Source organism: Peribacillus sp. NPDC096448, assembly GCF_044762675.1.
GTDB classification, from domain to species: Bacteria; Bacillota; Bacilli; order Bacillales; family DSM-1321; genus Peribacillus; species Peribacillus frigoritolerans_B.
Genome location: NZ_JBIWEU010000007.1, coordinates 64308 through 86091, shown reverse-complemented (window position 1 = coordinate 86091; position 21784 = coordinate 64308). Strand labels below are relative to the sequence as shown.

The following is a 21784-nucleotide window of genomic DNA, read 5'->3' as shown; positions in this document are numbered from 1 at the left end:
GGAAGGGTTGTTAATATGAAGATTGAAAGTTTACAAGTATCAGTGGAAACCTTGCCACTTGTCAAGCCATTCAAGACTGCATTACGCACCGCAATGGAAATTGAAAACATCATGGTTTCCGTAAAGTTGGAGGATGGAACGGAAGGTTTGGGAGCTGCAGCACCTACGGTTGCCATCACAGGTGATTCTGTAAAAGGAATCATGACGGTCATTGAAGAAGTGATCACACCACATCTGATTGGCCGCGACATCGAGAATATCAATGCATTGTCTCAACTGATCCAACGATCCTGTGTAGGTAACACTAGTGCAAAAGCTGCTGTTGAAATCGCTTTGTACGACGCAGTCAGCAAACGATGGCAGCTCCCATTATATCAATATCTGGGCGGTAAAACCAATGTCCTGAAAAATGATATGACCATCGGCGTTGATGAACCCGAAAAAATGGCAAAGGCGGCATTGTCCCTTATCGATGGAGGGTTCTCTACGATAAAGATAAAACTGGGGAAAGATTGGAAGAGTGATGTGGAGCGGGTTGCCAGCATTCGTGCTGCTGTTGGCGACCAGGTTATGATCAGGATTGACGCAAATCAAGGGTGGACAACAAAACAAGCGATTTCCATCATTCATGAAATCGAGGAAAGAAAGCTGAACGTTGATTTGGTGGAACAGCCCGTTCAAGCCCATGATATCGAAGGATTGAAAGAAATAAAAAGGTCTGTCCAAGTGCCGATCATGGCCGATGAAAGTTTGTTTTCCCCACGTGATGCCATGAGACTCCTGAATGAACTTGCTGTTGATTTCCTTAATATTAAATTAATGAAAACTGGCGGAATTCGACGTGCACTCCAAATCGCCGATATGGCAGAAGCAGCTGGAGTGGAATGCATGATCGGGAGCATGATGGAATCAACCGTAAGTGTAGCGGCCGCGGCTCATCTTGCAACCGCCCATCCAAATATAACAAAGATTGATTTAGATGCACCATTATGGATTAAGAATGAGCCATTTGAAGGCATTCAATTTATAAAAGATCAACTTCTAATTTCCGATAAACCTGGACTGGGAGTCAAGAGGAAATCCTCTTTTACTCAATAAAAACAATTTCGAAAGGGTGAGTATTTTTGAAAAGCTTAACTGTGTTTGTACTTTCTTTATTTGCGATTGGTATTTTAGTATTCAGTCCCAATGAAGCTAGTTCAAGAGAGAAGCTGCGAATTGCCTATGTTGATGTGAACGTGGCAACTCTTTGGACTGAGCCGGGATTATTAAGGGAAATCGATGCTCCATCTGCATCGAATCCCGTTGATTTGAACGCATGGATCGGCTCGATGAAATATGAAGACAAGCTGTGGCTTGTAGGTAACCTGGAAACACAAGCTTTATATGGTTCTAAAGTGACGATTCTTGAAGAGCAGGGTGAATGGGTGAAAGTAGCCGTTGCCAATCAACCGACACCCCGCAATGATATTGGTTATCCAGGATGGATGCCAAAGGTACAATTAAAAGACGGAAATTCTTTTGAGAAGCAATTTAAACGAGGATTTGCCCTTGTAAATGCCCCAAAGACTTGGCTCTATTCGGATTCGAAACTTCGGTCCAAATTCATGGAGGTCAGCTTCAATACCCGCCTCCCGATATTGCAGGTGAAAAAAGATAAAGTGAAGGTGATGACACCGAGTAATGGGGCAAAATGGATAGAAAAGCAGGATGTGTCAGTCTATAAAAATGAAAATCAAATACCAACTCCAAACGGTGAGGACATCGTTGAATCAGGAAAAGGATTTTTAGGGCTACCTTATCTATGGGCAGGAATGTCCGGTTTTGGATTTGACTGTTCTGGATTTACGTATACCATGTATCATGCTAATGGAATAACGATCCCAAGGGACTCTTCCGTTCAGGCTCAGCATGGCAAAAAGGTTGAACAAGAAAATCTTCAACCAGGTGACTTACTATTTTTTGCCCATGATAAAGGGAAAGGAAAGGTCCATCATGTCGGAATGTATATTGGTGACGGCAAAATGATCCATTCGCCTAACAGCTCAACACATGTAAGGATAGATGAAATAAAAACATCGGGTTACGGAGAGGAATATGCCGGGGCAAGAAGATATATCGATTGATGCTTAATAAGCTAGAAGCTTAAGAGCACTGTGCTCTTAAGCTTTTTTCGTATTTAAACAGATCTTACTTTCAGTCTAGCGAATGACAAAACGATGCTACGATTTCTTTATAGAGGAATAGTGTTGAATAACCTGAAGTAGCGGATACCTATATAATGTTTAGTTAAGATTAATTGAACTAAATTTATTTTAAGGGAGAGAAGATTATCCTTTTTACGCTAGTAAAAACCTTAATTCACTACTTCCTTAATATCAATGAGGAAAAAAAGGGTATAATTATTTACGGATATTTCTCAATATTATAAATGTAAGGGGTTGCCAATGATGATCACTTTTCCAAAACCTGATGTTGAGCAATTTTTAAGAACGTTTTCCATTGCTGATTTTACTGTAACTCCAGATGAAAAGCATCTGGTATTCAAGCCCATGGATTAGGTTCCTTTGTTCCTATTTCATGGATTTTGTCCCCTGAATTTTCGTTATACCAGGCAATGTTATTCAGCTCTCCATTTCTATAACCAGCAGTACCGGCTTTACATGCATTGCTTCTGTAGGAAGTCGAAAACCGTTTGATTCCCAATCACAAACAATGTTTTCACCATTAATAGAATAAGACTCTCCCAGTCCAGCTTTTTGTGAAAGTAGATTACAAAAAGAAATGGCATCATACCAAGAAATATTCACAACAGGTTTTAAATCCCGATCAAAAGGAATTAGGTGATTCATTTGTAATAGTATAGTAGAAATCCGTAGTAACAGGATAACGGGCAAGAAGGAACGGTCTGATTTCAGCTTTCCATTTGCTTTTAATTCTATCGTCCCTTAATTCTATTTCTCCACCTGGAACTTTCACCATTGGATAGTCAATGTAACTCATTACTTCCTTTGACAATCTACCTACCTCCAACTGACCCCGATTCACAATTTTCACCACTTGAAGAACATTTAAATCAATACAATTTATGTTTGTATTTGCAGATATCTGTAGGGATAAATATGTACTAAAATGACCGGTTTGAAGAAGGTATGAACACGTTTGACTCACTGGGGAGTGGACGGGATTTGACCTCGGTCGATGTACAATCATGCGGGTATGAATCAATCTTAAGCTTAATTACGCCCCATATAATTATATTAATAAGTTTGTAGGTTTAGGAATACAAATAATAAGTGACTTTCTTTTCTTATACTTAAAATTATGGGGGAGAGTAAATGAACGAGTTTTTGGAGAAAACAGCAAGATTCGAGCATCGGTTTTGGCTGCAAATCTTAGGTGACCATGCCAGGTTCATCCATGAGTCTTTAGCTCCGGTTGAAGTGGAATACATTGAAATTGCCTCAGAATTCATTCAAGTTTTTGATTCTCTCCTTGGTAAAGCCAATTCAGAAGAGATTTCCCAACTTACCGCCAAGGCTGAAGAAGAAACATTAAGATTTCGAGAATTTAAGCTATGCCTAATTAAAGAACATCTGGTGGGTAAAATAAAAATACATCTTTCACCTTCATTCCTTAATCATATGGTGAATGAATTAGAAGAATATTTAAGGTTATTGAAATACTTCAATTCAAATCAAATGCCACCGGTTTTTCATGAACTTCATCATCATTTAGTTTGGCTATTAGATGCAGCAGGACATGCAGGTGCAATATCATCCAATATGGATGAAGTTGAAAAAAGGTTAAAAGAGAAAAGTGACCAATATAAAAAACATTTTAATGATTTTTATTTAAAAGCTGTTGAAATGGCTGGGTTTTTGCGAACCAATCTGTCAACATTCCCAGCATTGGAAAAAATGAATGCGGACGTCACATTGGAAATTAAATTCTTCCAGCACTTCCTGCTTGAATTGGAGGAGCTTGACCTCAGTGCGCAGGCCCTTGGAACGCTTTCGCCATTAATGGCAGATCATATGTGGCGTGAAGAATGTTATTATTTAACGAAACTAGCTGAATCGACAGACACGGAAAAGCCAGACTGCGATCCAGCGAAACCGAGGCTAGTGGAATAAAAAAGTACACCATGGAGCCCTTTCTTTAAATGGGCTCTATATCAGTTGCATTTAACCCCAAAAACCAACAGGGTATGCATAGCTCAGCGAAGAGGCTTTCGGTTAATTCTAGGTTGGTTACCATACGGGATGTGATTTTTTTAAAGGAAGTTAATTCCTATCCTTATGTTATACTAGAAGAACTAAAATTAATTATAGAAGTATAGGAGTGCTGAAAGATGTTTGGAAATACTTCCAATTTGGCAGATGGCATTTATTTTGGAGAATCGTTACCACAACAAATTGCTAAACACATTTTAAAAAAAATCATTGAAGGTGAAATAGAAGCTGGAGAGAAAATCGTCGAAGAAGACATTTCCAAAGAATTGAATACCAGCCGTGCACCCGTACGCGAAGCCCTATATCTATTGCAGGTTGACGGTATTGTTGAGAGGATGCCGCGGCGGGGAACGATAGTCAAGCCATTTTCACAAAAGGAAATCATTGAATATAATGATGTTACGATCGGGCTGATCCAGATGGGCATTGAATTTTCCCAAGGGAAGTGGCACGCAGAAAATAAGCAATCATTACGAATGCATTTGGCAAGTGCTACCGATGAGTGTGAAAAAAGGAATGTAATCGAGTATCAAAAAAGGGCAACACAGATATTTCGATATATTTTTTCAATCGCTAATAACAAAGCATTATCAAGATTTTTTGAAGAAGCCAGTCATATTCTCATGGTTTTTGCCCAAAGTCAATGGAGCACGGAAACAATGGAAAGTTTCCATTTCAGATTAAAAATGTCCATAGAAGCCATTCTAGAAGATGATTTCCTTAAAGCAAAAAATGAAATTCATGAAGCCTTGAATCGTGGAGTGATGTAGAGTCTTTGACTCTAAAACCAAATTGTCGACAATCGACAAAAATGGTGTTATGATGTAATCGTATTCAAACAAGAATATCATCACCAAGATTAAAGGGAGAAAGGGAGAATATTATGCAAGCATTCAATTTTACAGAAAAAGTAGCAATTGTTACCGGTGGCGGCGGGGGTATCGGCCGGGCAGCGTCTATTACACTTTCAGAAAATGGGGCCAAAGTGGTTGTTGTAGACCTTTCCGAAGAGGCTGGCATGCTAACGGTTAGTAAAATCAAAGAAAAAGGCGGCGAAGCGAAATTCGTTAAAGCCGATGTTACAAAGGAAGATGATATTAAAGATTATGTTCAAAAAACGATAGATTTCTATGGCAAAATCGATATTTTCTTGAATAATGCCGGATGGGAAGGCAAAATAATGCCGCTTATCGATTATCCTACTGAGGTTTTCGATCAATTAATGTCAATAAATGTACGCGGCGTTTTCTTGGGCTTGAAACATGTATTGCCACATATGATTGAACAAAAAAGCGGTGCGGTCGTAAATACAGCTTCTGGAGCGGGTTTACTGGCAACACCAAACATGGTGGCGTATGGCGCAAGTAAACATGCGGTTCTTGGAATGACGAAAACAGCTGGTGTCGAAGTTGCTCCATATGGTGTCCGGGTGAATGCCGTCTGCCCAGGTGTCGTCAATACGGCTATGATGCGGTCGATTGAAAGCGGCTTTGGTCAAGGTGATTCCGAGGCAGCTGAAACGGCTAGAAAACAGTTGGAAGCAACGACTCCGGATGGACGGTATGCTGAGCCGCAGGAAATTGCAAATTTAATGATGTACTTAGTATCCGATCTTTCCAGCCACATTACGGGTCAAGAACTTGTAATTGACGGAGGGGCCATTTTAATTTGATAAGCAACAAACTTTGTTAAAGGGGGACGTTACATGAGTTTACAAGGAAAGGTCATAATAATTACAGGAGCGGACAGCGGTATTGGCAAGGAAACGGCATATAAATTAGCTGAACAGGGAGCTATTGTCGTTGCGGCTGATTACAATGATGTTGCTGCCAAAGAAACGGCTGAATCTATTCAACAAAAGGGAGGCACGGCATCTTTTGTGAAAGTGGATGTAGCTAAAGCGGAAGAAGTGGAAGCGATGGTGGAAGCTGCAATTGCCAATCATGGCACCATCAATGGCATTTTCAACAACGCTGGAATTGGACTAGTTAAACCATTTTTAGAGATGGATCCAGAATCATACCACAGAGTAGTTGATGTTGACCAACACGGCGTATATTATGGCATGTATTATGCAGCAAGGAAGATGGTCGAGCTTGGTGTAACTGGGGCAACGATCGTCAATACAGCGTCAATATATGGAACGATGGTTTCAATTGGCAGCTTTAATTACCATGCTGCAAAAGCTGCAGTCATCGCCATGACTAAATCCGGTGCAATTGAACTTGCGCAATATGGGATTCGTGTTGTCGGCGTTGCACCAGGTTTTATCGAAACGCCGATCATTGGCGAAGATCCAGAGTTCCTGGACAGTTTGGCACAACTTCATATGAGGAAAAAATTGATTCAGCCAGAAAAAGTTGCTGAAGTTGTAACGTTCTTGTTCTCTGAAAAAGCGGATGCCATTAATGGACAAGTCATTCCTGTTGATGATGGATTCTTAAGCTTTAAGGGATAATCAGTATTCAAATAGATTTTCGGGATAACTTAAAAAGGGAGTTTTGACAAATGAGCAAACGATTCGATGGCAAAGTTGTAATCATTACTGGGGCAGGATCCGGTTTAGGACAAGCAGCCGCATTGGAATTGGCTAAAGAAGGGGCTAAACTTTCATTAGTTGATTTAAACGATGCATCTTTGGAAGTGACAAAAAAATTAATCTTGGAAATTGCACCAGAATCGGACGTGCTTTTAGTCACTGCAGACGTATCGGATGAAGAGGCAGTTAAGAACTATGTAGACCAAACAGTCAGCAAATATGGCAGAATCGATGGATTCTATAATAATGCGGGTATCGAAGGTAAACAAGCCCCTATGGCTGAGTACGATAGTAAAGTTTTCAACAAAGTAACGGACATCAATATCAATGGTGTATTCTTTGGTATGAAATACATTCTGCCAATCATGAAAGAACAAGGATCAGGCGCAGTGGTGAACGTGGCTTCCGTAGGTGGAATTCGTGCTGTACTTAACCAAGCTGCGTACGTTGCAAGTAAACATGCTGTAGCAGGCTTAACAAAAACAGCTGCCATAGAATATGGCCAATATGGAATCAGCATAAATGCCATTGCACCAGGGGTAATCTTAACAGCGATGGTAGAAGGATCATTCAGGCAAATAGGCGGGGAAAATTGGGAAGAGGCAATGGCGGATTTCGTCAGTGTGAATCCTAAGAAACGCTTTGGTAAGCCTGAAGAGGTCGGCCGCTTAGTCGCCTTCCTATTATCAGGGGAATCAGAGTTCATCAACGGTGCAGTCATTCCCATTGATGGCGGACAGTCTTCACAATACTAATCGAGTAAAGGGAGTGACAGTATTTGGTCACCCCCTTTTTTAATCGTATCCTTTTAGTTAATGACCGAATGGATCTAAATTTGAAAAAAACGAAGACTTTCTCGGTTTTCGTTTTTTTTGTATATTTAAAAATCAGTTCATATGAAACAAAATACGAACCTTTAGAATATGAACACATAGAAAAACGCCATATAAGGCGCTTATACAATAACCCAATCGTTACTTTTCTTTATCGTGAAGCTTATCTTCATATTCAGTTTCCAACATACCATACAGGCCATTCATTTCTTGTTCATCCGGATCTGCCCCAAACTCGTTTCTATATTTTTTCTTTTTATCATCAAGGATGATTTCTTCTTTTTCATTCTTCTTGTCCATACATATCACCTCCAACCAATAGGGTGACTCATTGTTCGATAAAATATGCACAGTGTGACACTGTTCCTTCTAAGATTTTGCGGTTAAGTTTAGAGCTGAAGGAAATATATTAATTTCAATTACTGGCAGTCTCATTTGCAAAACATTTAATTGGGTATTCTAAATAGTTATCAGTCTTACTATTTGTTAAGATATAAATATATTAACTTAGAGATATCGGAGAGAGAATGTGAAGAAGAAGAAACGTAATAAATCAAAGAAAGTTTTTGTCATTTTTATCCTGGTTTTTACATTTTTGCTCATTAAGGAGATCATGAAAACCCCCAATTCCGAAAATGTTTCCACATCAGTAAATACGCTTGATTCTTTTGCGAACGTAAAAAAGTATAGCTCACTTCTTCAAGGGGAGTTGTCTAAATACGGACTTGAGGAGCATACTTCGACATTGATTGCTTTGATGCAGCAGGAAAGCCGAGGACGGGGCGGAGACCCCATGCAGGCATCTGAGTCAGCGGGACTTGATCCAAATGCAATCACAGATCCAACGGAAAGCATTAAGTATGGGGTGAAACATTTTAAGAAGATCAATGAATATGGCAATGAAAAGGGCGTGGATTTTGCCACGATCATTCAAGCATATAACATGGGAATCGGTTATATTGATTTCGTTGCGAATGAAGGGGGCAAGCATAATGAAAAACTTGCGAAGAAGTTCTCCATGCTTCAGGTCGAAAAGAACCCCACTCTCTATGATTGCGGCGGAGACAAAGATAATTTTCGATACCCATATTGCTACGGTGACTACTCATACAGTGCGAAGGTATCTAAGAACATTGAGGAGCTTGCCAACAGTATATCGGCTCAAGCTGATGGTGAGTGAGAGGGAACAAAAAGCCTACTGAATGAAGTAGGCTTTTTGTTCATGAAGTTACCTCTATTGTGGAGTTCAAAGAATCAAAACCATTGTCATTTATCGTTCAACCATGGAAGGAGGTCGTAATGTTTATAGAGTTTCTTGGATTCTTCAATGATTTGTGAAAGAGAAATATCAATGGAATCAAGTAAAGAGTTTAAGGCTTGTTCTACAGAACCACTCTCAAATTGCTCTAATGGCACAGGTAACTCTTCCTTGTCCAAAATAAAATGGGCGCCACTTGGAAGCACCAAGATATCAATGATCAAATCCTCAAAGGATACCAACTTATCCGCCATATATGTATTTTTTACAATATTAAAATAGGATCCTAAATAATTGCCTTCATTATCTCTCCAAATGTATAAATTATAAGGGCGGTCTTTCCAATAATAAGCAATCGTATAACTTCCAATAGGAATGGTTAATTTTATAGGACCCGCTTTCATCGTGAACGAATCCATGATTTCATGAAACAGCACGACATGATGATTTTGTGCTTTTAAAAGCAAACAGTTATGTTCTACAACTAAGGAATCATAGCGGATTTTTCTTTCTATTATTTCATCGCCACGTTGAAGTGCTGTTGGAAATATATTGTCCATCGATTCTATTTCTCCCTTAAAAACTATCTAGATCATTCATTTTCCTTGAAAGTTTTTCTTTTTTACTTTGATAACGACAGGAAACTTTAAGGAAATTCAAATATCAAAACCTAATTTCAAGTACCGAGAAACTAGGCTTTTGTTACTTCAAAATCGTCCACTTTTCTGCAACGAACACAGCTTACTAGAAATTTGTTTCTTGGAACTTTATCCTATATACGCCTGATTTAAAGTTTTAATGTCAATTTTCTTCATTTGGAGCAGCGCTTTCATCATCCTTTCCGATTTTTCAGGATTGGAGTCGTTTACCATCTCAGTTAGATTCGCAGGGACAATTTGCCATGACACGCCAAATTGATCTTTCAGCCAACCGCACACTTGCGCCTTTTCATCTCCGCCTTCGGAGAGTTTTTCCCAATAATAGTCCAATTCTTTTTGATCCTCGCAATGGATGATAAATGATATTGCCTCTGTGAATTTGAATTGCGGACCGCCATTTAATGCTACGAATGCTTGTCCTTCCAATTCAAATTCCACTGTCATCACTGTTCCCTGTGGCTTCCCATGGATTTGATTTCCTTCATTTCCATAGCTAGTGATTCTTCCGATCTTAGAATTTTCGAAGATGGAAGTGTAGAACTTCGCCGCCTCTTCAGCTTGTGAATCAAACCACAGGTTGGTTGTGATTTTTTGAATTTTGTTTTTCATGATTTTTCTCCTTTATTGTTTTTATGTATATCCAGGATAACTAAACTTGCTATTATGATCATGGAAATGGGAATTTAGTCGATTAGATTAAATACCTTGAAATTACCCTTTTACTATACACCATTTATCAAGAACCAAGATAATGATGTAAAGTCAGGGTGCGTTGTGTATTCCAACCGATCATTTAACTAATCCCCTTAATCCTTTGCTGTTACAATATCCTTGCCTCATGGTGATGGAAATACAAAAGGATATAGAAACTTTTCAAAACCGTGAAAAGTCCTATATCCAAATTTCTTTTCTAGCTTTCGAAGTTAAATTGCCATTGGATTCCGAATTTATCGGTTAACTGACCGTAAATTTTACTCCAGAATGTTTCCTGTAGCTCTAGACCAACCGTGCCGCCTTCACTTAGTTTGTTAAAGATCGATTTAATTTCTTCCATATCATTACCGACATATGCCAGGCTGATATTATTTCCTTCTACAAAAGGCATACCAGGAAAAGTATCTGAAAACATGATATTGCTTCCATTAATAGTAAGCCTTGTATGCATGACTAAATTTTTCGCTTCTTCTGGAAGGGGAAATTCCGGATTAGGCGGTGTTTCCCCAAAAGTCATGATATTTGGTGGTTCCGTTCCAAAAACCTCTGCGTAGAACTCTACTGCTTGTCGACAATTTCCATTAAAATTAAGATATGCATCAACTGACATGTATCTCACTCCTATTTTCTTATTTATTTTTCATTGCTCCCAATTTATTACTTAATGCATTATTACCTTACGAAAAATTCCGGTGGTTCAATTCCAAGCGTTCTAAGATAAATATAACCCTGTCCCCTATGGTGGATCTCATTTTCCAGGGCATATTGAAGTCTATCAAAGTGGCTTTGTGAGGGACCGAAAAAAGGATCTTTTTCAACCACTCCAAGCGTTTCCTCGGTCATTTCCTCCCACAATTTCCTCGTCTCATCCCTTACTGCTTCGCATGCTGATACGAGATCTTCTTTGGTGGAAATTACGGAAAAGGAATCTGGAAACTCCCAAATACCCAGTGCAATTCCACGCATATATCCAGTCTCAATGTTCATGACTTCTTTAACCATCTCTGCGAAAGGGCGAAGCTTCCCGGCCGGTGTATAATGAAATAATTCCTCTTCAGGGAAAGCTTCAACCACCCGCAACGTCAATCTCCTGTTGCCTTCCAAAATATTTAACAAACCCTCTTTCGAAAGAACCACCATTTCACTCTCCTTTGATAAATACTCTGTAAAGAAGTTCTGTGAAAAATCGAAAAGTCCTGCAAATTTATGTATATAAAGATTGCACAGCTTTTTTAATTAAACAATGGAGCAATTCCATTAATGTATAATTAACCAATAGATAATGTGAAAAGGGGAAATGTCATATGTTCGGTTCCTTAAATAAAACTAAATTAATAAAAAATGATTTAAAAGGCATTGCGAAATTAATGTATCAGGATGTGTCAGAAGACAATTGGGATCAAGAGAACCTAACAAAGAGAAATTTAGATTTCACTATTGAAAGCATTCGTTATATAGATGCTTATACGAAAAGATTAAGTACTACTCAAATGGGGAGGGAACTTTTAAAGAATCATTTTGATAATTTTGTGATAAGGATAGGTGCGTATATTGGAGAAGTTATAAAAAGGAATATAAATCAAGATTATAAATGGTATGAATATGATTCTGTATATCATTTTTCTTCTGAACTAGATGAAGTGAATAGGGGCATTAAAACAGAGACGGTTCTTTACTCCAAAAAGAGAGATAGAGTTATAATACCATTAACTGTGGTAGCTCAATATCTGGAAGGTAATACGGCACATACAGATTTCTTGGAATACGTAGAAGAAACAATTAAGCAAAATTCGTAAGAGATATCTGCTTTCCTTAAACACTTGTGTTGGTTATTAAAAACCCTCCTAAAAGCGGAAAAATTCAATTTTTGTAAATATTGATTAAATCTTGCATTTATTATACGATTAAATCAGTTTATTATTCCCAACCAGCATGATGCTTATACATAACGATTCAATTAATAACGGAACCAGCAGAAAAGGAGAGAACCCAATGATTAATAAAGTCGGTCAAATTATGTTATATGTTAATAACCAAGATGAGTCATTGAAATTTTGGACGGAAAAATTCGGATTTAGCGTAATTTCTGAAGAAGATAACGGCCAAGGGTTTAGATGGATTGAAATAGCCCCAACAAAGGAAGCACAAACGAGTATCATCCTGCATAATAAGGAATTCATTGCTAAAATGCAGCCTGAATTAAATCTTGCTACACCTTCATTAATGTTTTACTCGGATAATCTTGATGAATTATATAAAGACTTTTCGGAGAAGAATATCAAAGTGGGAGAACTTGTAAATATGCCATCTGGAAGAGTCTTCAACTTTGCTGATAATGAAGATAATTACTTTGCGGTCATGGAAAAGAAGTAAATCATTTAGCTAAAGATAAAAAAAACAGCAAAACGACTAGAAAAAATATTTTTAGTCGTTTTGCTGTTTTTTGATCAAAACTACACTATTTATGAAACTATTTAGTCTTCAGGCCTTGGCCCAGCAGGAAGTCCAGAGTTCTCAACCGTTTTGATCGGCCGAATGGTTATGTCTCCATTCACGTAAATTTGACAAGATAAACGCAAATGATCTTCCATTCCTTTTTCCTCAAAGACCTTTTTTTCTTTATGTGTGACCTCCAAAAAATCACCTGCCAATATTTCCACTCTGCAAGTTGTACACTTAGCCTTCCCACCGCATCGGTGTAGAATATTTATTCCGTTATCTTCCAATGCTAATACTAACTTTTTTCCCATTTCAACTTCAAACGTTCCTTGGTCAAATACTGTTACATAAGGCATCTAATACCACCTCTTATTATAGGATATCTATCAACAGGTCATTAATATATCTATTCTCTTACCTTGCCCATATGACATAAAAAAATGTGAAGTCATTGCTGATTGATAGTAAAGATGAATAATTAATTATCGTGAAGACAAACTTTAAGTACATTCATAATTATTAATTTTACAAGGGTAAATAGTGCTAGGGAAATTAAGAAAGGTCTTTTCGAGGCCAATTAAGATTTATGGAAAAAAGAGAGTGAAATAATAAAAGGGAGGTGCATGCCTGTGAATAATGGCAATTGTGATTTTTCACCGATGAAACAAATGTTAAAAGAGGAGATACGCCAAGTAATATCGGCATTACAGGATAATTTAGAAGCAATGGGTGATGAAAATTATTGTCTCCTTGGAAGTTTCGAGAAAATAAAGGATAAATTCATATTCATCGATATGAAGGCAGCAACATTTTATTTAAACTGTTATTTGTCACCGTTTACGGACAAATATCCCGAATTATCAATTTGCGTACAAAATTTGTCAAATTTGAGACATGGCGGATTGATCGTGATTCAACGGGGAGATCCTCTTGATTCATTGATTAAACCCGGTATTTCAATAGGAGCGGAGTTAACCCATTCTTTATTGGAATCAATTTTTTTCCCTGGAAATCCACTGCATGATGGTGCCGTTTTGGTTAGTCAAAACCAGATTGTTTCCGCAGCAAATGTCCTTCCGCTTTCAGACAGATCAACAGGGGGAAAAAAACTTGGAACACGCCACCGCTCTGCATTAGGTTTATCTGAACGAAGTGATGCACTTGTATTGGTAGTATCAGAGGAAACAGGAAGAGTTTCTTTTGCTTTTAATGGGAATCTGTACCCAATTAATACACATGGTCCTATTTAGAATTTTTGAAACAATAAGCCATATGGTGATTATTATGTTCTAGGTAAATCACACCTGGAATATTCAATTGTGTAAATAACGTAGACGCTCGCTTCCATTTTTAGCACTTTTGTAAAAGCTTATTTTTCTAAGAAATGCAGGTACAGAAAAGGTCATGAATTAATGAACCCGGTGATTTTTACCGGGTTTTTGGTTGCTTTTTATATAAAAAAAGGCATATGATAAATAAGGAGTCTCAAGCAGAAAAGTTATAAAACGAAAGAGGATTTTAAATGATAACCATTAAAAGTGAACGAGAAATAAATTTGATGCATGAAGCGGGCAAACTTCTTGCTGCGACGCATAGAGAAATTGCAAAAATGATAAAACCGGGCATCACGACTTGGGAAATAGAAGAATTTGTCGATAACTACTTGGCAGAGCATGGTGCTACACCTGAACAAAAGGGCTATAACGGCTACAAATATGCAACATGTGCATCAGTGAATGATGTGATTTGTCACGGCTTTCCGCAAAAAAAAGCATTAAAAGAGGGAGACATCGTTACGATTGATATGGTGGTGAACCTTAATGGCGGTTTGGCGGATTCAGCTTGGACATATGCAGTCGGTGAAGTTTCCGATGAAGCTCAGCGCTTAATGGATGTAACCAAGAATGCTTTATATAGAGGCATAGAAGTTGCACGGGCAGGAAATCGTCTCGGGGACATCGGGCATGCAATCCAGTCATATGCAGAAGGTGAAAAGTTTTCTGTTGTCCGCGATTTTACAGGACACGGAATCGGCAAAACCATGCATGAGGACCCAACCGTCCTACATTATGGTAAGCCAGGTAAAGGTGCCCGTTTAAAAGAAGGTATGGTCATCACGATCGAGCCAATGCTGAATGCAGGAACATGGCATATGAAAATGGACCAAGACGGCTGGACGGCGAGAACGGCAGATGGAAAGCTTTCCGCCCAATATGAACATACCCTCGTCATTACAAAAGAAGATCCGATCATTTTAACGGAACAGTAAAAACAAAAAGAAACGGCCTTATCATAGGCCGTTTCTTTTTGTTTTAAACTAATTCACAATAAACCTCGACAGGATATTCGGAATTCCCCCATCCCACAATAGATCGAATCCAAAAAATTAGTACTAGGCAGTTTGGCATTAAAAACTTTACTATTATGTGGCAGCACAGGATAATAAGGGGAAGAAAGAAATATTTATTTATGTATTATTTAAACAGTATACTAAGGGGGGAATGACTGTGAAGAAAGGGGAAAAACTGTCTGCGACGGTTGAAACGGTTGGTTTGAGCCAGCGTGAATTTTTAACGATTTTCTTACTTCACTCTTTGAGGATAAAAGCGAATTATCCAAGAGCGATTCATCAGGACCTGAAAAATACGTTCACGGGAAAAGTGCATAGCTATGACTATCTTTGTAAAATATCCAATACACTAGTCGAATCCAATCATTTATCATTATATACGAATAAGGGAAGAAATTATTATCAAATAACGGAAAAAGGCAAAGAGCTTTACATATGGTATCAAGAAAATTTCCTGGAACGGTTTTCCGAAGTGAAAAAGGTCATTGATCGCTTCATGTATGATTTAAGGGGATCTGGTGAAAACCCACCGGTTGTTAATGAGCTTCCTGAAGAATACAGGTCGTATTTCTCGAAAATAATATCGGTGAAGGACCTTGTCCGTTATGTAACTTTAAAAGCCGCTTTCACTAAGAAACCCATTTATATGGGGGAAATTGGCGATCTGCTTAAAAATCAGTTCGGTTGGATCGCTTCAAACGGCTATTTATACGATTTATCTCATGAAATGGAAGAGAACGGCCTTCTTGTCGGCAGGTGGGAAAGTGAAAAACGAACTAAACGGTATTTACGGATCACTGATGAAGGACAGCATCATTACAAACAGATTGCGGATTCTGCCGCCTTTCAAGTTCAGGAAATCCAAAAATATATGGCCAGTGTCGTTATGTTCTTAAAAGAAAAGAGCTAAATGAATAGAGAAATGGAGCCCCTTAATTTTACAAGGAGAATGAAGTTACATGCTTAAATTGAATCGTTCAAGGGTAAATGTTACTTAAAACACTTCTTAAAAAGGGGGAATGAGTGATGGCGGAAAAACACGATGAAATGGGAAGCATATTCAGTTTCATTAAAGGTCAGGTAGATAAGCTCCCAATTTCACAATCAAAAAAGAACAAAATGCTCGACCAGCTCTTAAAGCTTAAAACGATGACAGTTGATGCAAGAGAACCTCGAATTGCTCTTGTCGGAAGGCGAGGATCTGGGAAGTCATCACTGATCAATGCGATGTTTGGTCAGGAACGGCAATATGTCAGTTCCGTTAAATCTGGAACAGGTAAGGGGAAATGGCTATGGTACCCGAGTGATGCCGAACCCAAAATTCGTTTGCTGGACTCACGCGGGCTGGGTGAGAGTGAAGCTCCTACGGAAGAGTTCGAAGAAGAAACACCGTTGGATGAATTGATGAAAGCGGTGACTGAAGAACAGCCTGATGTGTTTCTTTTCTTGATTAAAGCAAAAGAAACGGATTCACGTATTGAAGAAGACTTACAAGAATTGAATAAGCTGCGCAAGATCGTTAAAGAGAATCACCATTATGATGTACCCGTCATCTGTGTGGTCACCCAAGTGGATGAATTAGATCCGCCCCATTATAAGCAAGTACCTTTTGATGCCAATCCTAAGAAAAAAAAGAATATTGACGAAGCCATCGATTTGATGTCAAAACGATTTAAAGATAGTGAAATACCACTTTTGAACATCATTCCCACTTGTTCGTATATTGATTTTGATGAAAGCGGAAATATTGAATATGATATGCGTTGGAACATAGATTTGCTTTCTGATTATTTAATTGAGGCCTTACCCAGTGAAGCGAAGCTGAAGACTGCCAAGGCGATGCAGAGCCAATTCGTTAAGAAGAAATTCGCTCGGACGATAGTGGGAACGTTTACGGCAATCGCAGGTTTAATCGGTGCAGAACCAATACCTTTTGCCGATTTTCCCATTTTGACCGGCATTCAAGGTTTGATGATTGTGGTGATTGGTTTTATCGCGGATAAAGAAATCAATACGAAAACGGCAAGTGAATTCATTGCAGCATTAGGAATCAATGTTGGTATCGGGCTCCTTGTCAGGGAAGGTGTCAGGGCTGCAGTCCGTTTCATCCCAGGGGCTGGTCTAGCCGTTTCCGGTGCGGTAGCGGGCGCCGTCACTTATGGAATCGGGCAAGCCGCGATAGCTTACTTTCTCGAAAACAAAAATATTGACCAGGCGAAGGAAGCTTACAAGAACGCGAACAAAGAATATAAAAATGAAGACATTGACTCTTAATGTGCAGATTCAAACCATAAACTACACTAAGGTGATATGATAAAGTGGAGTTCGCAGTTCTGTTTCTGCTGCTGGCTGGTTCAGGATTTTTGTTTACTAGAGGAGGGATGATCTTCATGTCGTTTTTTCAATCATGGAAGCAAAAAGAATATATACAAAAATTAGAGGAAGCGATTCAGGCATTTTCCGGCCGATCTGAGGCTCTTGATGATTCAAAGGGATTTCCTTTTGAAAACATTCAGGAGTTAAAGGAATTCGGATATCCCCAATTAACTTTAGCAAAAGAAGATGGAGGATATGGAGGTTCCTTATATGATTTTCTCCTATGCCAGGAAAAAATAGCTCAATATTGCGGACCAACAGCCTTAGGAATAGGCTGGCATGTCGGAACGGTCCTATCCTTAACGGAGAAGAGACCATGGGAAAAAGGAGTCATGAATGAATTGTTTGATGAAGTGTCGAAAGGCGCTCTAATCAATACGGCAGCATCTGAGGCTGGAACGGGAAGCCCGACGCGCGGAGGCCGACCGGAAACGACCGCAATCAAAAAGGGTAATCAATGGAACTTGAATGGTAGAAAGACTTTTACTACACTCTCTCCCGTCCTTGATATTTTTCTCGTAACGGCATGGGTACCCGAAGATGAGTGTTTAGGCACATTTTTAGTTCATCGTGATGTTACGGGTGTAAGTATAGAAGAAACTTGGGATATGATTTCGATGCAGGGGACAGGTAGTCATGATCTGGTGTTAAATGATGTCAGCCTGCCTGAAAAGTATTATGTCATGAAAAGCAATCCTGGTGAAAAAAGAAAACCTGAAGCGTGGCTTTTACATATACCGGCATGCTACTTGGGAATCGCAGTGGCTGCCAGAAATTACGCAGTCGAATTTGCGAAAACCTATTCTCCGAATAGCTTACCAGGACCAATCAGGGACCTTCCGAATGTTCAACGTACTATTGGGGAGATGGAACTGGAATTGGGGGAAGCACACCATTTCCTCTACTCTGTCGCAGAAAAATGGATGCGGCAGCCTGAAGATCATGATGAATTATCGAAACAATTGGGGGCTGTTAAATTATCGGTCGTCAACAAATCGATTTCCATCGTCGATAAAGCGATGAGGGTCGTCGGAGCCAAAAGTTTACAACGAAACAATCCCCTGCAACGCTACTATAGAGATGTACGCGCAGGTCTCCATAATCCTCCGATGGATGATGCGACTATAACGATGCTCGCAAAATCCGCACTTTATTAAGTGCGATTTGCATATTTTTGATGACACTGAAATGAATTATTCGTATCAGTGTTTTTTCTGTTCATTTTCTAACATAGATGTTTTCTTGGATTGATTTTCTAGACTTTCAGATAATTCTTGCTCCATACCTTCTATTTGACCTTCATCTAACAGTGGTCTTGGTGATTTATAATATTCGTATTTTGCATTCTTCAAGAATTTTACATGTTTTTGAGTATTAAACTTCCAGGGTTCGGTCAAATACTAAACGTGAATTTTTTGCATCAAAACTCTAGTGACAATTGTTTTTCCATTTCTGTTATTGAAGGACGGGCAGACAATTTTAATGATGGAACCTCCTGATCATTCAAGCCAGTAGCAATGATAATTACTATAATTTCATCTTTTAAGTTTTCATTAATAACAGAACCGAAAATCATATTTAACTCGGAGCCTGCCGCAGAAGTAACAATATTTGCTGCCTCTTGTACTTCATATAGACTTATATTGGCGCCTGTGAGTTTCATTAGCACACCTTGGGCTCCGTCGATGGAAGTGTTAAGTAACGGACTGGCCCAATGGCTTTCTTTGCAGCTTCTGCAGCGCGATGTTTACCTGTTGCTCTGCCAATTCCTATTAAGGCAGACCCTTTATTGGCCATGATTGTTTTCACGTCTGCAAAATCAATGTTGGTTAAACCTGGTACAGCAATTAGATCCGATATACCTTGGATACTTTGGCGAAGAACATTATCCGCTTCACGAAATGCTTCAAGCATGGGTGTATTTTTATGTAAAATCTCCAATAAGCGATCGTTTGGAATAACAATTAATGTGTCCACTACTTTCTTCATTGAAACGATTCCGACTGCTGCTTGTGCTGCACGCTTATGGCCCTCAAACGCAAACGGAAGTGTTACAACGCCAATGGTTAGTATGTCAAGCTCACGGGCAATTTGAGCAATAGCAGGGGCAGCACCCGTTCCTATACCGCCGCCCATTCCGGCTGTAACGAATACCATGTCTGTACCTTTTAATGCTTCTTGGATTTGCTCTTTGCTTTCTTTAACTGCTTTTTTGCCTATTTCTGGATTTGCCCCTGATCCTAAACCTTTTGTCAATGTAGCACCGATTTGTATCTTGATCTCTGCTTTTGATAATTAAGAGCTTGTGCATCTGTATTAACAGCAATAAATTCTACACCTTTAACTCCATGCTCGATCATACGTTTAACGGCGTTATTTCCTCCGCCGCCAATACCAATTACTTTAATGTTGACTGTTGTGTTTACACTTGTAACAAACTTCATTTTATAGGACCTCCTAATTCATTGAAATTACCTTGTTTCAAACTATTCATATAAATAGCGGAAACACTCATTCATTTTATTCGAAATGTTTTGTCTTTCTTATATTTAGATTTAGTTAATGACAATGCCTTTCATTGAATCCTTCCACTCTTTGCTAAAGTTGGAAAGGTTCGATATCCTAAAAAGGTAATCTTTACTTTTTATTCTTCTAAGGGAATTCCAGTTTTAAATCAATAAACATTATTACATGTGTTTAAAACTGATACTTATTTTCCAAAATATATTATTGGCAATCGGGCGCGATTGCTGAACAATGAGCAGTCGCGTTTATACTAGTCGGATTCGAATAGTTCAATAAATAAGTGGATGTAAATAATTAAGAAACCTAGCTAATCTTCATGTGAAGGTAGCTGGGTTTTAAAGTTGAATGTGCAAAATAACATTTCAATTTGTAATGCATAGATAAGGTGAATCTTGTATAGATTACACTCAAGTATTATTAATCAAACCGCCGTAATTTTTAAGAATAATCTCTGTCAAATACCTATTTTAAACTTTTTATAAAAAATCCTTCACATACCATAGAGGGGTATAGTATTATGTGATTAAGGAGGTGAGGCAATGTCGATGAATATAGAAAGTCTTGATAAAATTGTTGAAATCGATCAATGCTGCTCATCAGACGGTGAAAGAAAGAGCCATCACTCAGATAAAGTGAAAAATAATTTAGTAACAAGATTGAATCGAATTGAAGGACAAATTCGAGGAATAAAAGGATTAATTGAAAAGGATACGTATTGTGATGATGTCATTACTCAAATATCTGCGACTCAATCAGCTTTAAATAGTGCCGCTCGTATTTTACTTGAAGGGCATATGAAGTCATGTGTTCTAGAAAGAATTCAAGAAGGGGATACGGAGATTTTAGATGAGGTAATGGTGACAATTCAAAAATTAATGAAAAAATAAAAGGAGACTATAGCGATATGGAAAAAATGACTCTTAACGTAAAAGGAATGTCATGTGGGCATTGTATAAATTCAATTGAAGGCAATGTAGGTGAATTATCTGGAGTTACCACTGTTAAAGTAAACTTAGATTCTGGAACTGTTAGTGTTGAGTTTAATCCGAACGAAGTTAGTATTGATAAGATCAAAGAAACAATTGATGACCAAGGTTATGATGTACAATAAAGTTAATACAGAACGTGCTGATTAAAGCACGATTTCTTTCTGAAAATAATATACTATACAGGGGTATGGTTTAAGTTATTAAAATAGATCATTTGACATAAGTAAGGAGGAGTAAGAAATGGAGAATGTAATATTAACAGTGAAAGGAATGTCATGTGGGCATTGTATAAATTCAATTGAGGGAAATGTAGGAAAATTAAATGGTGTTCATTTTGTAAAAGTTCACTTAAATGAAGAAAAAATAGAGGTATCATATAATTCGAAAATGGTTTCTTTAAAGGGAATTACTGACGTTATAGAAGATCAAGGTTATGATGTACGATAATATTAATAAAGAATGTGCTGATTAAAGCACGATTTTTTTCTAAAATTCATATACATTACCTGGGTATGGTTTATGTTATTGAAATAAATCAATTAAGGAGGATAAAAGAATGGAAAATGTAATATTAGCAGTGAAAGGAATGTCTTGTGGGCATTGTATTCATTCAATTGAAGGGAACGTAGGAAAAATGAAGGGAGTTTATTTTGTAAAGGTCCACTTAAATGAAGAAAAAGTAGAGGTATCATTTGATCCGAAAGTAGTTTCTTTAAAGGGAATTACTGACATGATAGAGGGCCAAGGTTATGATGTAGAGCTGAGTAAATTACCTAAAAATCAAAGTTGTCACTAAGGAATTGAAAAAACGTGCTGTCTCGTCCCGGCACGTTTTCTTCCCTAAAAATATACCCCACTATAGTATG

General features: G+C 38.3%; 25 protein-coding genes and 2 pseudogenes. 19 read left to right on the top strand and 8 right to left on the bottom strand.

Annotated features, from left to right (window positions below; all coding sequences use genetic code 11):
* Window positions 1-15: 15 nt before the first annotated feature.
* On the top strand, window positions 16-1098 hold the full coding sequence (locus ACIQ0C_RS13710; RefSeq protein ID WP_403060728.1) for a dipeptide epimerase: 1083 nt from the start codon (window positions 16-18) through the stop codon (window positions 1096-1098).
* 26 nt (window positions 1099-1124) lie between these two features.
* Window positions 1125-2126, top strand: coding sequence for a C40 family peptidase (locus tag ACIQ0C_RS13705; RefSeq protein ID WP_403060725.1), 1002 nt, complete (start codon window positions 1125-1127; stop codon window positions 2124-2126).
* Window positions 2127-2550: 424 nt separating this feature from the next.
* Here the strand turns inward: ACIQ0C_RS13705 and ACIQ0C_RS13700 are convergent.
* Window positions 2551-2982: pseudogene (locus tag ACIQ0C_RS13700) on the bottom strand (formylglycine-generating enzyme family protein); the annotation flags it as partial.
* A gap of 356 nt (window positions 2983-3338) precedes the next feature.
* Here ACIQ0C_RS13700 and ACIQ0C_RS13695 point away from each other — a divergent pair.
* From ACIQ0C_RS13695 to ACIQ0C_RS13675, 5 genes are all read left to right on the top strand, one after another.
* A complete protein-coding gene (locus tag ACIQ0C_RS13695; RefSeq protein ID WP_402841774.1) occupies window positions 3339-4136 on the top strand; it encodes a DUF2935 domain-containing protein in 798 nt (265 codons plus the stop codon).
* Between the two features lie 218 nt (window positions 4137-4354).
* Complete coding sequence (locus tag ACIQ0C_RS13690) at window positions 4355-5005, top strand: GntR family transcriptional regulator (protein WP_402841772.1); 651 nt, start codon at window positions 4355-4357, stop codon at window positions 5003-5005.
* 113 nt (window positions 5006-5118) lie between these two features.
* On the top strand, window positions 5119-5907 hold the full coding sequence (locus tag ACIQ0C_RS13685; protein ID WP_403060722.1) for an SDR family NAD(P)-dependent oxidoreductase: 789 nt from the start codon (window positions 5119-5121) through the stop codon (window positions 5905-5907).
* Between the two features lie 33 nt (window positions 5908-5940).
* Complete coding sequence (locus ACIQ0C_RS13680) at window positions 5941-6693, top strand: SDR family NAD(P)-dependent oxidoreductase (RefSeq protein WP_403060719.1); 753 nt, start codon at window positions 5941-5943, stop codon at window positions 6691-6693.
* Window positions 6694-6743: 50 nt separating this feature from the next.
* On the top strand, window positions 6744-7529 hold the full coding sequence (locus ACIQ0C_RS13675; protein WP_403060716.1) for a glucose 1-dehydrogenase: 786 nt from the start codon (window positions 6744-6746) through the stop codon (window positions 7527-7529).
* Between the two features lie 219 nt (window positions 7530-7748).
* Here the strand turns inward: ACIQ0C_RS13675 and ACIQ0C_RS13670 are convergent, their stop codons facing one another.
* Window positions 7749-7907 carry a DUF4021 domain-containing protein gene (locus tag ACIQ0C_RS13670; RefSeq protein ID WP_402841760.1) on the bottom strand — a complete coding sequence of 53 codons (159 nt, stop codon included), beginning with the start codon at window positions 7905-7907 and terminating at the stop codon, window positions 7749-7751.
* A 229-nt stretch (window positions 7908-8136) separates the two neighbouring features.
* Between ACIQ0C_RS13670 and ACIQ0C_RS13665 the strand changes: the two genes are divergently transcribed.
* On the top strand, window positions 8137-8787 hold the full coding sequence (locus tag ACIQ0C_RS13665; RefSeq protein WP_403060713.1) for a lysozyme family protein: 651 nt from the start codon (window positions 8137-8139) through the stop codon (window positions 8785-8787).
* Window positions 8788-8873: 86 nt separating this feature from the next.
* On the opposite strand, the gene ACIQ0C_RS13660 is transcribed toward ACIQ0C_RS13665, so the two are convergent.
* The 4 genes from ACIQ0C_RS13660 to ACIQ0C_RS13645 all read right to left on the bottom strand — a co-directional run bounded on the left by ACIQ0C_RS13660 (window position 8874) and on the right by ACIQ0C_RS13645 (window position 11378).
* Window positions 8874-9425, bottom strand: coding sequence for a DUF402 domain-containing protein (locus tag ACIQ0C_RS13660; protein WP_403060710.1), 552 nt, complete (start codon window positions 9423-9425; stop codon window positions 8874-8876).
* 207 nt (window positions 9426-9632) lie between these two features.
* A complete protein-coding gene (locus tag ACIQ0C_RS13655) occupies window positions 9633-10133 on the bottom strand; it encodes a VOC family protein (RefSeq protein WP_402841751.1) in 501 nt (166 codons plus the stop codon).
* 301 nt (window positions 10134-10434) lie between these two features.
* Window positions 10435-10848 (bottom strand): VOC family protein, encoded by a 414-nt coding sequence (locus tag ACIQ0C_RS13650; RefSeq protein WP_403060707.1) that lies wholly within the window; start codon window positions 10846-10848, stop codon window positions 10435-10437.
* A gap of 62 nt (window positions 10849-10910) precedes the next feature.
* Window positions 10911-11378 (bottom strand): DinB family protein, encoded by a 468-nt coding sequence (locus tag ACIQ0C_RS13645; RefSeq protein WP_402841745.1) that lies wholly within the window; start codon window positions 11376-11378, stop codon window positions 10911-10913.
* A 164-nt stretch (window positions 11379-11542) separates the two neighbouring features.
* Between ACIQ0C_RS13645 and ACIQ0C_RS13640 the strand changes: the two genes are divergently transcribed.
* Entirely contained in the window at window positions 11543-12034 is a 492-nt protein-coding gene (locus ACIQ0C_RS13640) for a hypothetical protein (protein WP_403060705.1), read from the top strand.
* Window positions 12035-12230: 196 nt separating this feature from the next.
* Window positions 12231-12611 (top strand): VOC family protein, encoded by a 381-nt coding sequence (locus ACIQ0C_RS13635; RefSeq protein WP_403060702.1) that lies wholly within the window; start codon window positions 12231-12233, stop codon window positions 12609-12611.
* 101 nt (window positions 12612-12712) lie between these two features.
* Here ACIQ0C_RS13635 and ACIQ0C_RS13630 read toward each other — a convergent pair whose 3' ends face one another.
* The gene (locus ACIQ0C_RS13630) at window positions 12713-13033 is read right to left on the bottom strand and encodes a 2Fe-2S iron-sulfur cluster-binding protein (RefSeq protein WP_048686384.1); all 321 of its coding nucleotides are present in this window, start codon (window positions 13031-13033) and stop codon (window positions 12713-12715) included.
* A gap of 273 nt (window positions 13034-13306) precedes the next feature.
* On the opposite strand from ACIQ0C_RS13630, the gene cdaS reads away from it, so the two are divergent.
* The 5 genes from cdaS (at window position 13307) to ACIQ0C_RS13605 (ending at window position 18560) form a co-directional block, all read left to right on the top strand.
* Window positions 13307-13927 carry a sporulation-specific diadenylate cyclase CdaS gene (gene cdaS, locus ACIQ0C_RS13625; protein ID WP_403060698.1) on the top strand — a complete coding sequence of 207 codons (621 nt, stop codon included), beginning with the start codon at window positions 13307-13309 and terminating at the stop codon, window positions 13925-13927.
* 272 nt (window positions 13928-14199) lie between these two features.
* Entirely contained in the window at window positions 14200-14946 is a 747-nt protein-coding gene (gene map / locus ACIQ0C_RS13620) for a type I methionyl aminopeptidase (RefSeq protein ID WP_403060695.1), read from the top strand.
* Window positions 14947-15184: 238 nt separating this feature from the next.
* Window positions 15185-15937 (top strand): PadR family transcriptional regulator, encoded by a 753-nt coding sequence (locus ACIQ0C_RS13615; protein ID WP_402841729.1) that lies wholly within the window; start codon window positions 15185-15187, stop codon window positions 15935-15937.
* Between the two features lie 116 nt (window positions 15938-16053).
* Entirely contained in the window at window positions 16054-17301 is a 1248-nt protein-coding gene (locus ACIQ0C_RS13610; protein WP_402841726.1) for a GTPase family protein, read from the top strand.
* Between the two features lie 116 nt (window positions 17302-17417).
* A complete protein-coding gene (locus tag ACIQ0C_RS13605; protein ID WP_402841988.1) occupies window positions 17418-18560 on the top strand; it encodes an acyl-CoA dehydrogenase family protein in 1143 nt (380 codons plus the stop codon).
* Window positions 18561-18823: 263 nt separating this feature from the next.
* Here the strand turns inward: ACIQ0C_RS13605 and ftsZ are convergent.
* A pseudogene (gene ftsZ / locus ACIQ0C_RS13600) lies at window positions 18824-19847 on the bottom strand (cell division protein FtsZ).
* A gap of 627 nt (window positions 19848-20474) precedes the next feature.
* Here ftsZ and ACIQ0C_RS13595 point away from each other — a divergent pair.
* From ACIQ0C_RS13595 to copZ (ACIQ0C_RS13580), 4 genes are all read left to right on the top strand, one after another.
* Complete coding sequence (locus tag ACIQ0C_RS13595) at window positions 20475-20816, top strand: metal-sensitive transcriptional regulator (protein WP_403061087.1); 342 nt, start codon at window positions 20475-20477, stop codon at window positions 20814-20816.
* A 17-nt stretch (window positions 20817-20833) separates the two neighbouring features.
* Complete coding sequence (gene copZ / locus ACIQ0C_RS13590) at window positions 20834-21040, top strand: copper chaperone CopZ (RefSeq protein WP_403060691.1); 207 nt, start codon at window positions 20834-20836, stop codon at window positions 21038-21040.
* A 118-nt stretch (window positions 21041-21158) separates the two neighbouring features.
* A complete protein-coding gene (gene copZ / locus ACIQ0C_RS13585; RefSeq protein ID WP_403060688.1) occupies window positions 21159-21365 on the top strand; it encodes a copper chaperone CopZ in 207 nt (68 codons plus the stop codon).
* 109 nt (window positions 21366-21474) lie between these two features.
* Entirely contained in the window at window positions 21475-21714 is a 240-nt protein-coding gene (gene copZ, locus ACIQ0C_RS13580; protein ID WP_403060685.1) for a copper chaperone CopZ, read from the top strand.
* Window positions 21715-21784: the final 70 nt, after the last annotated feature.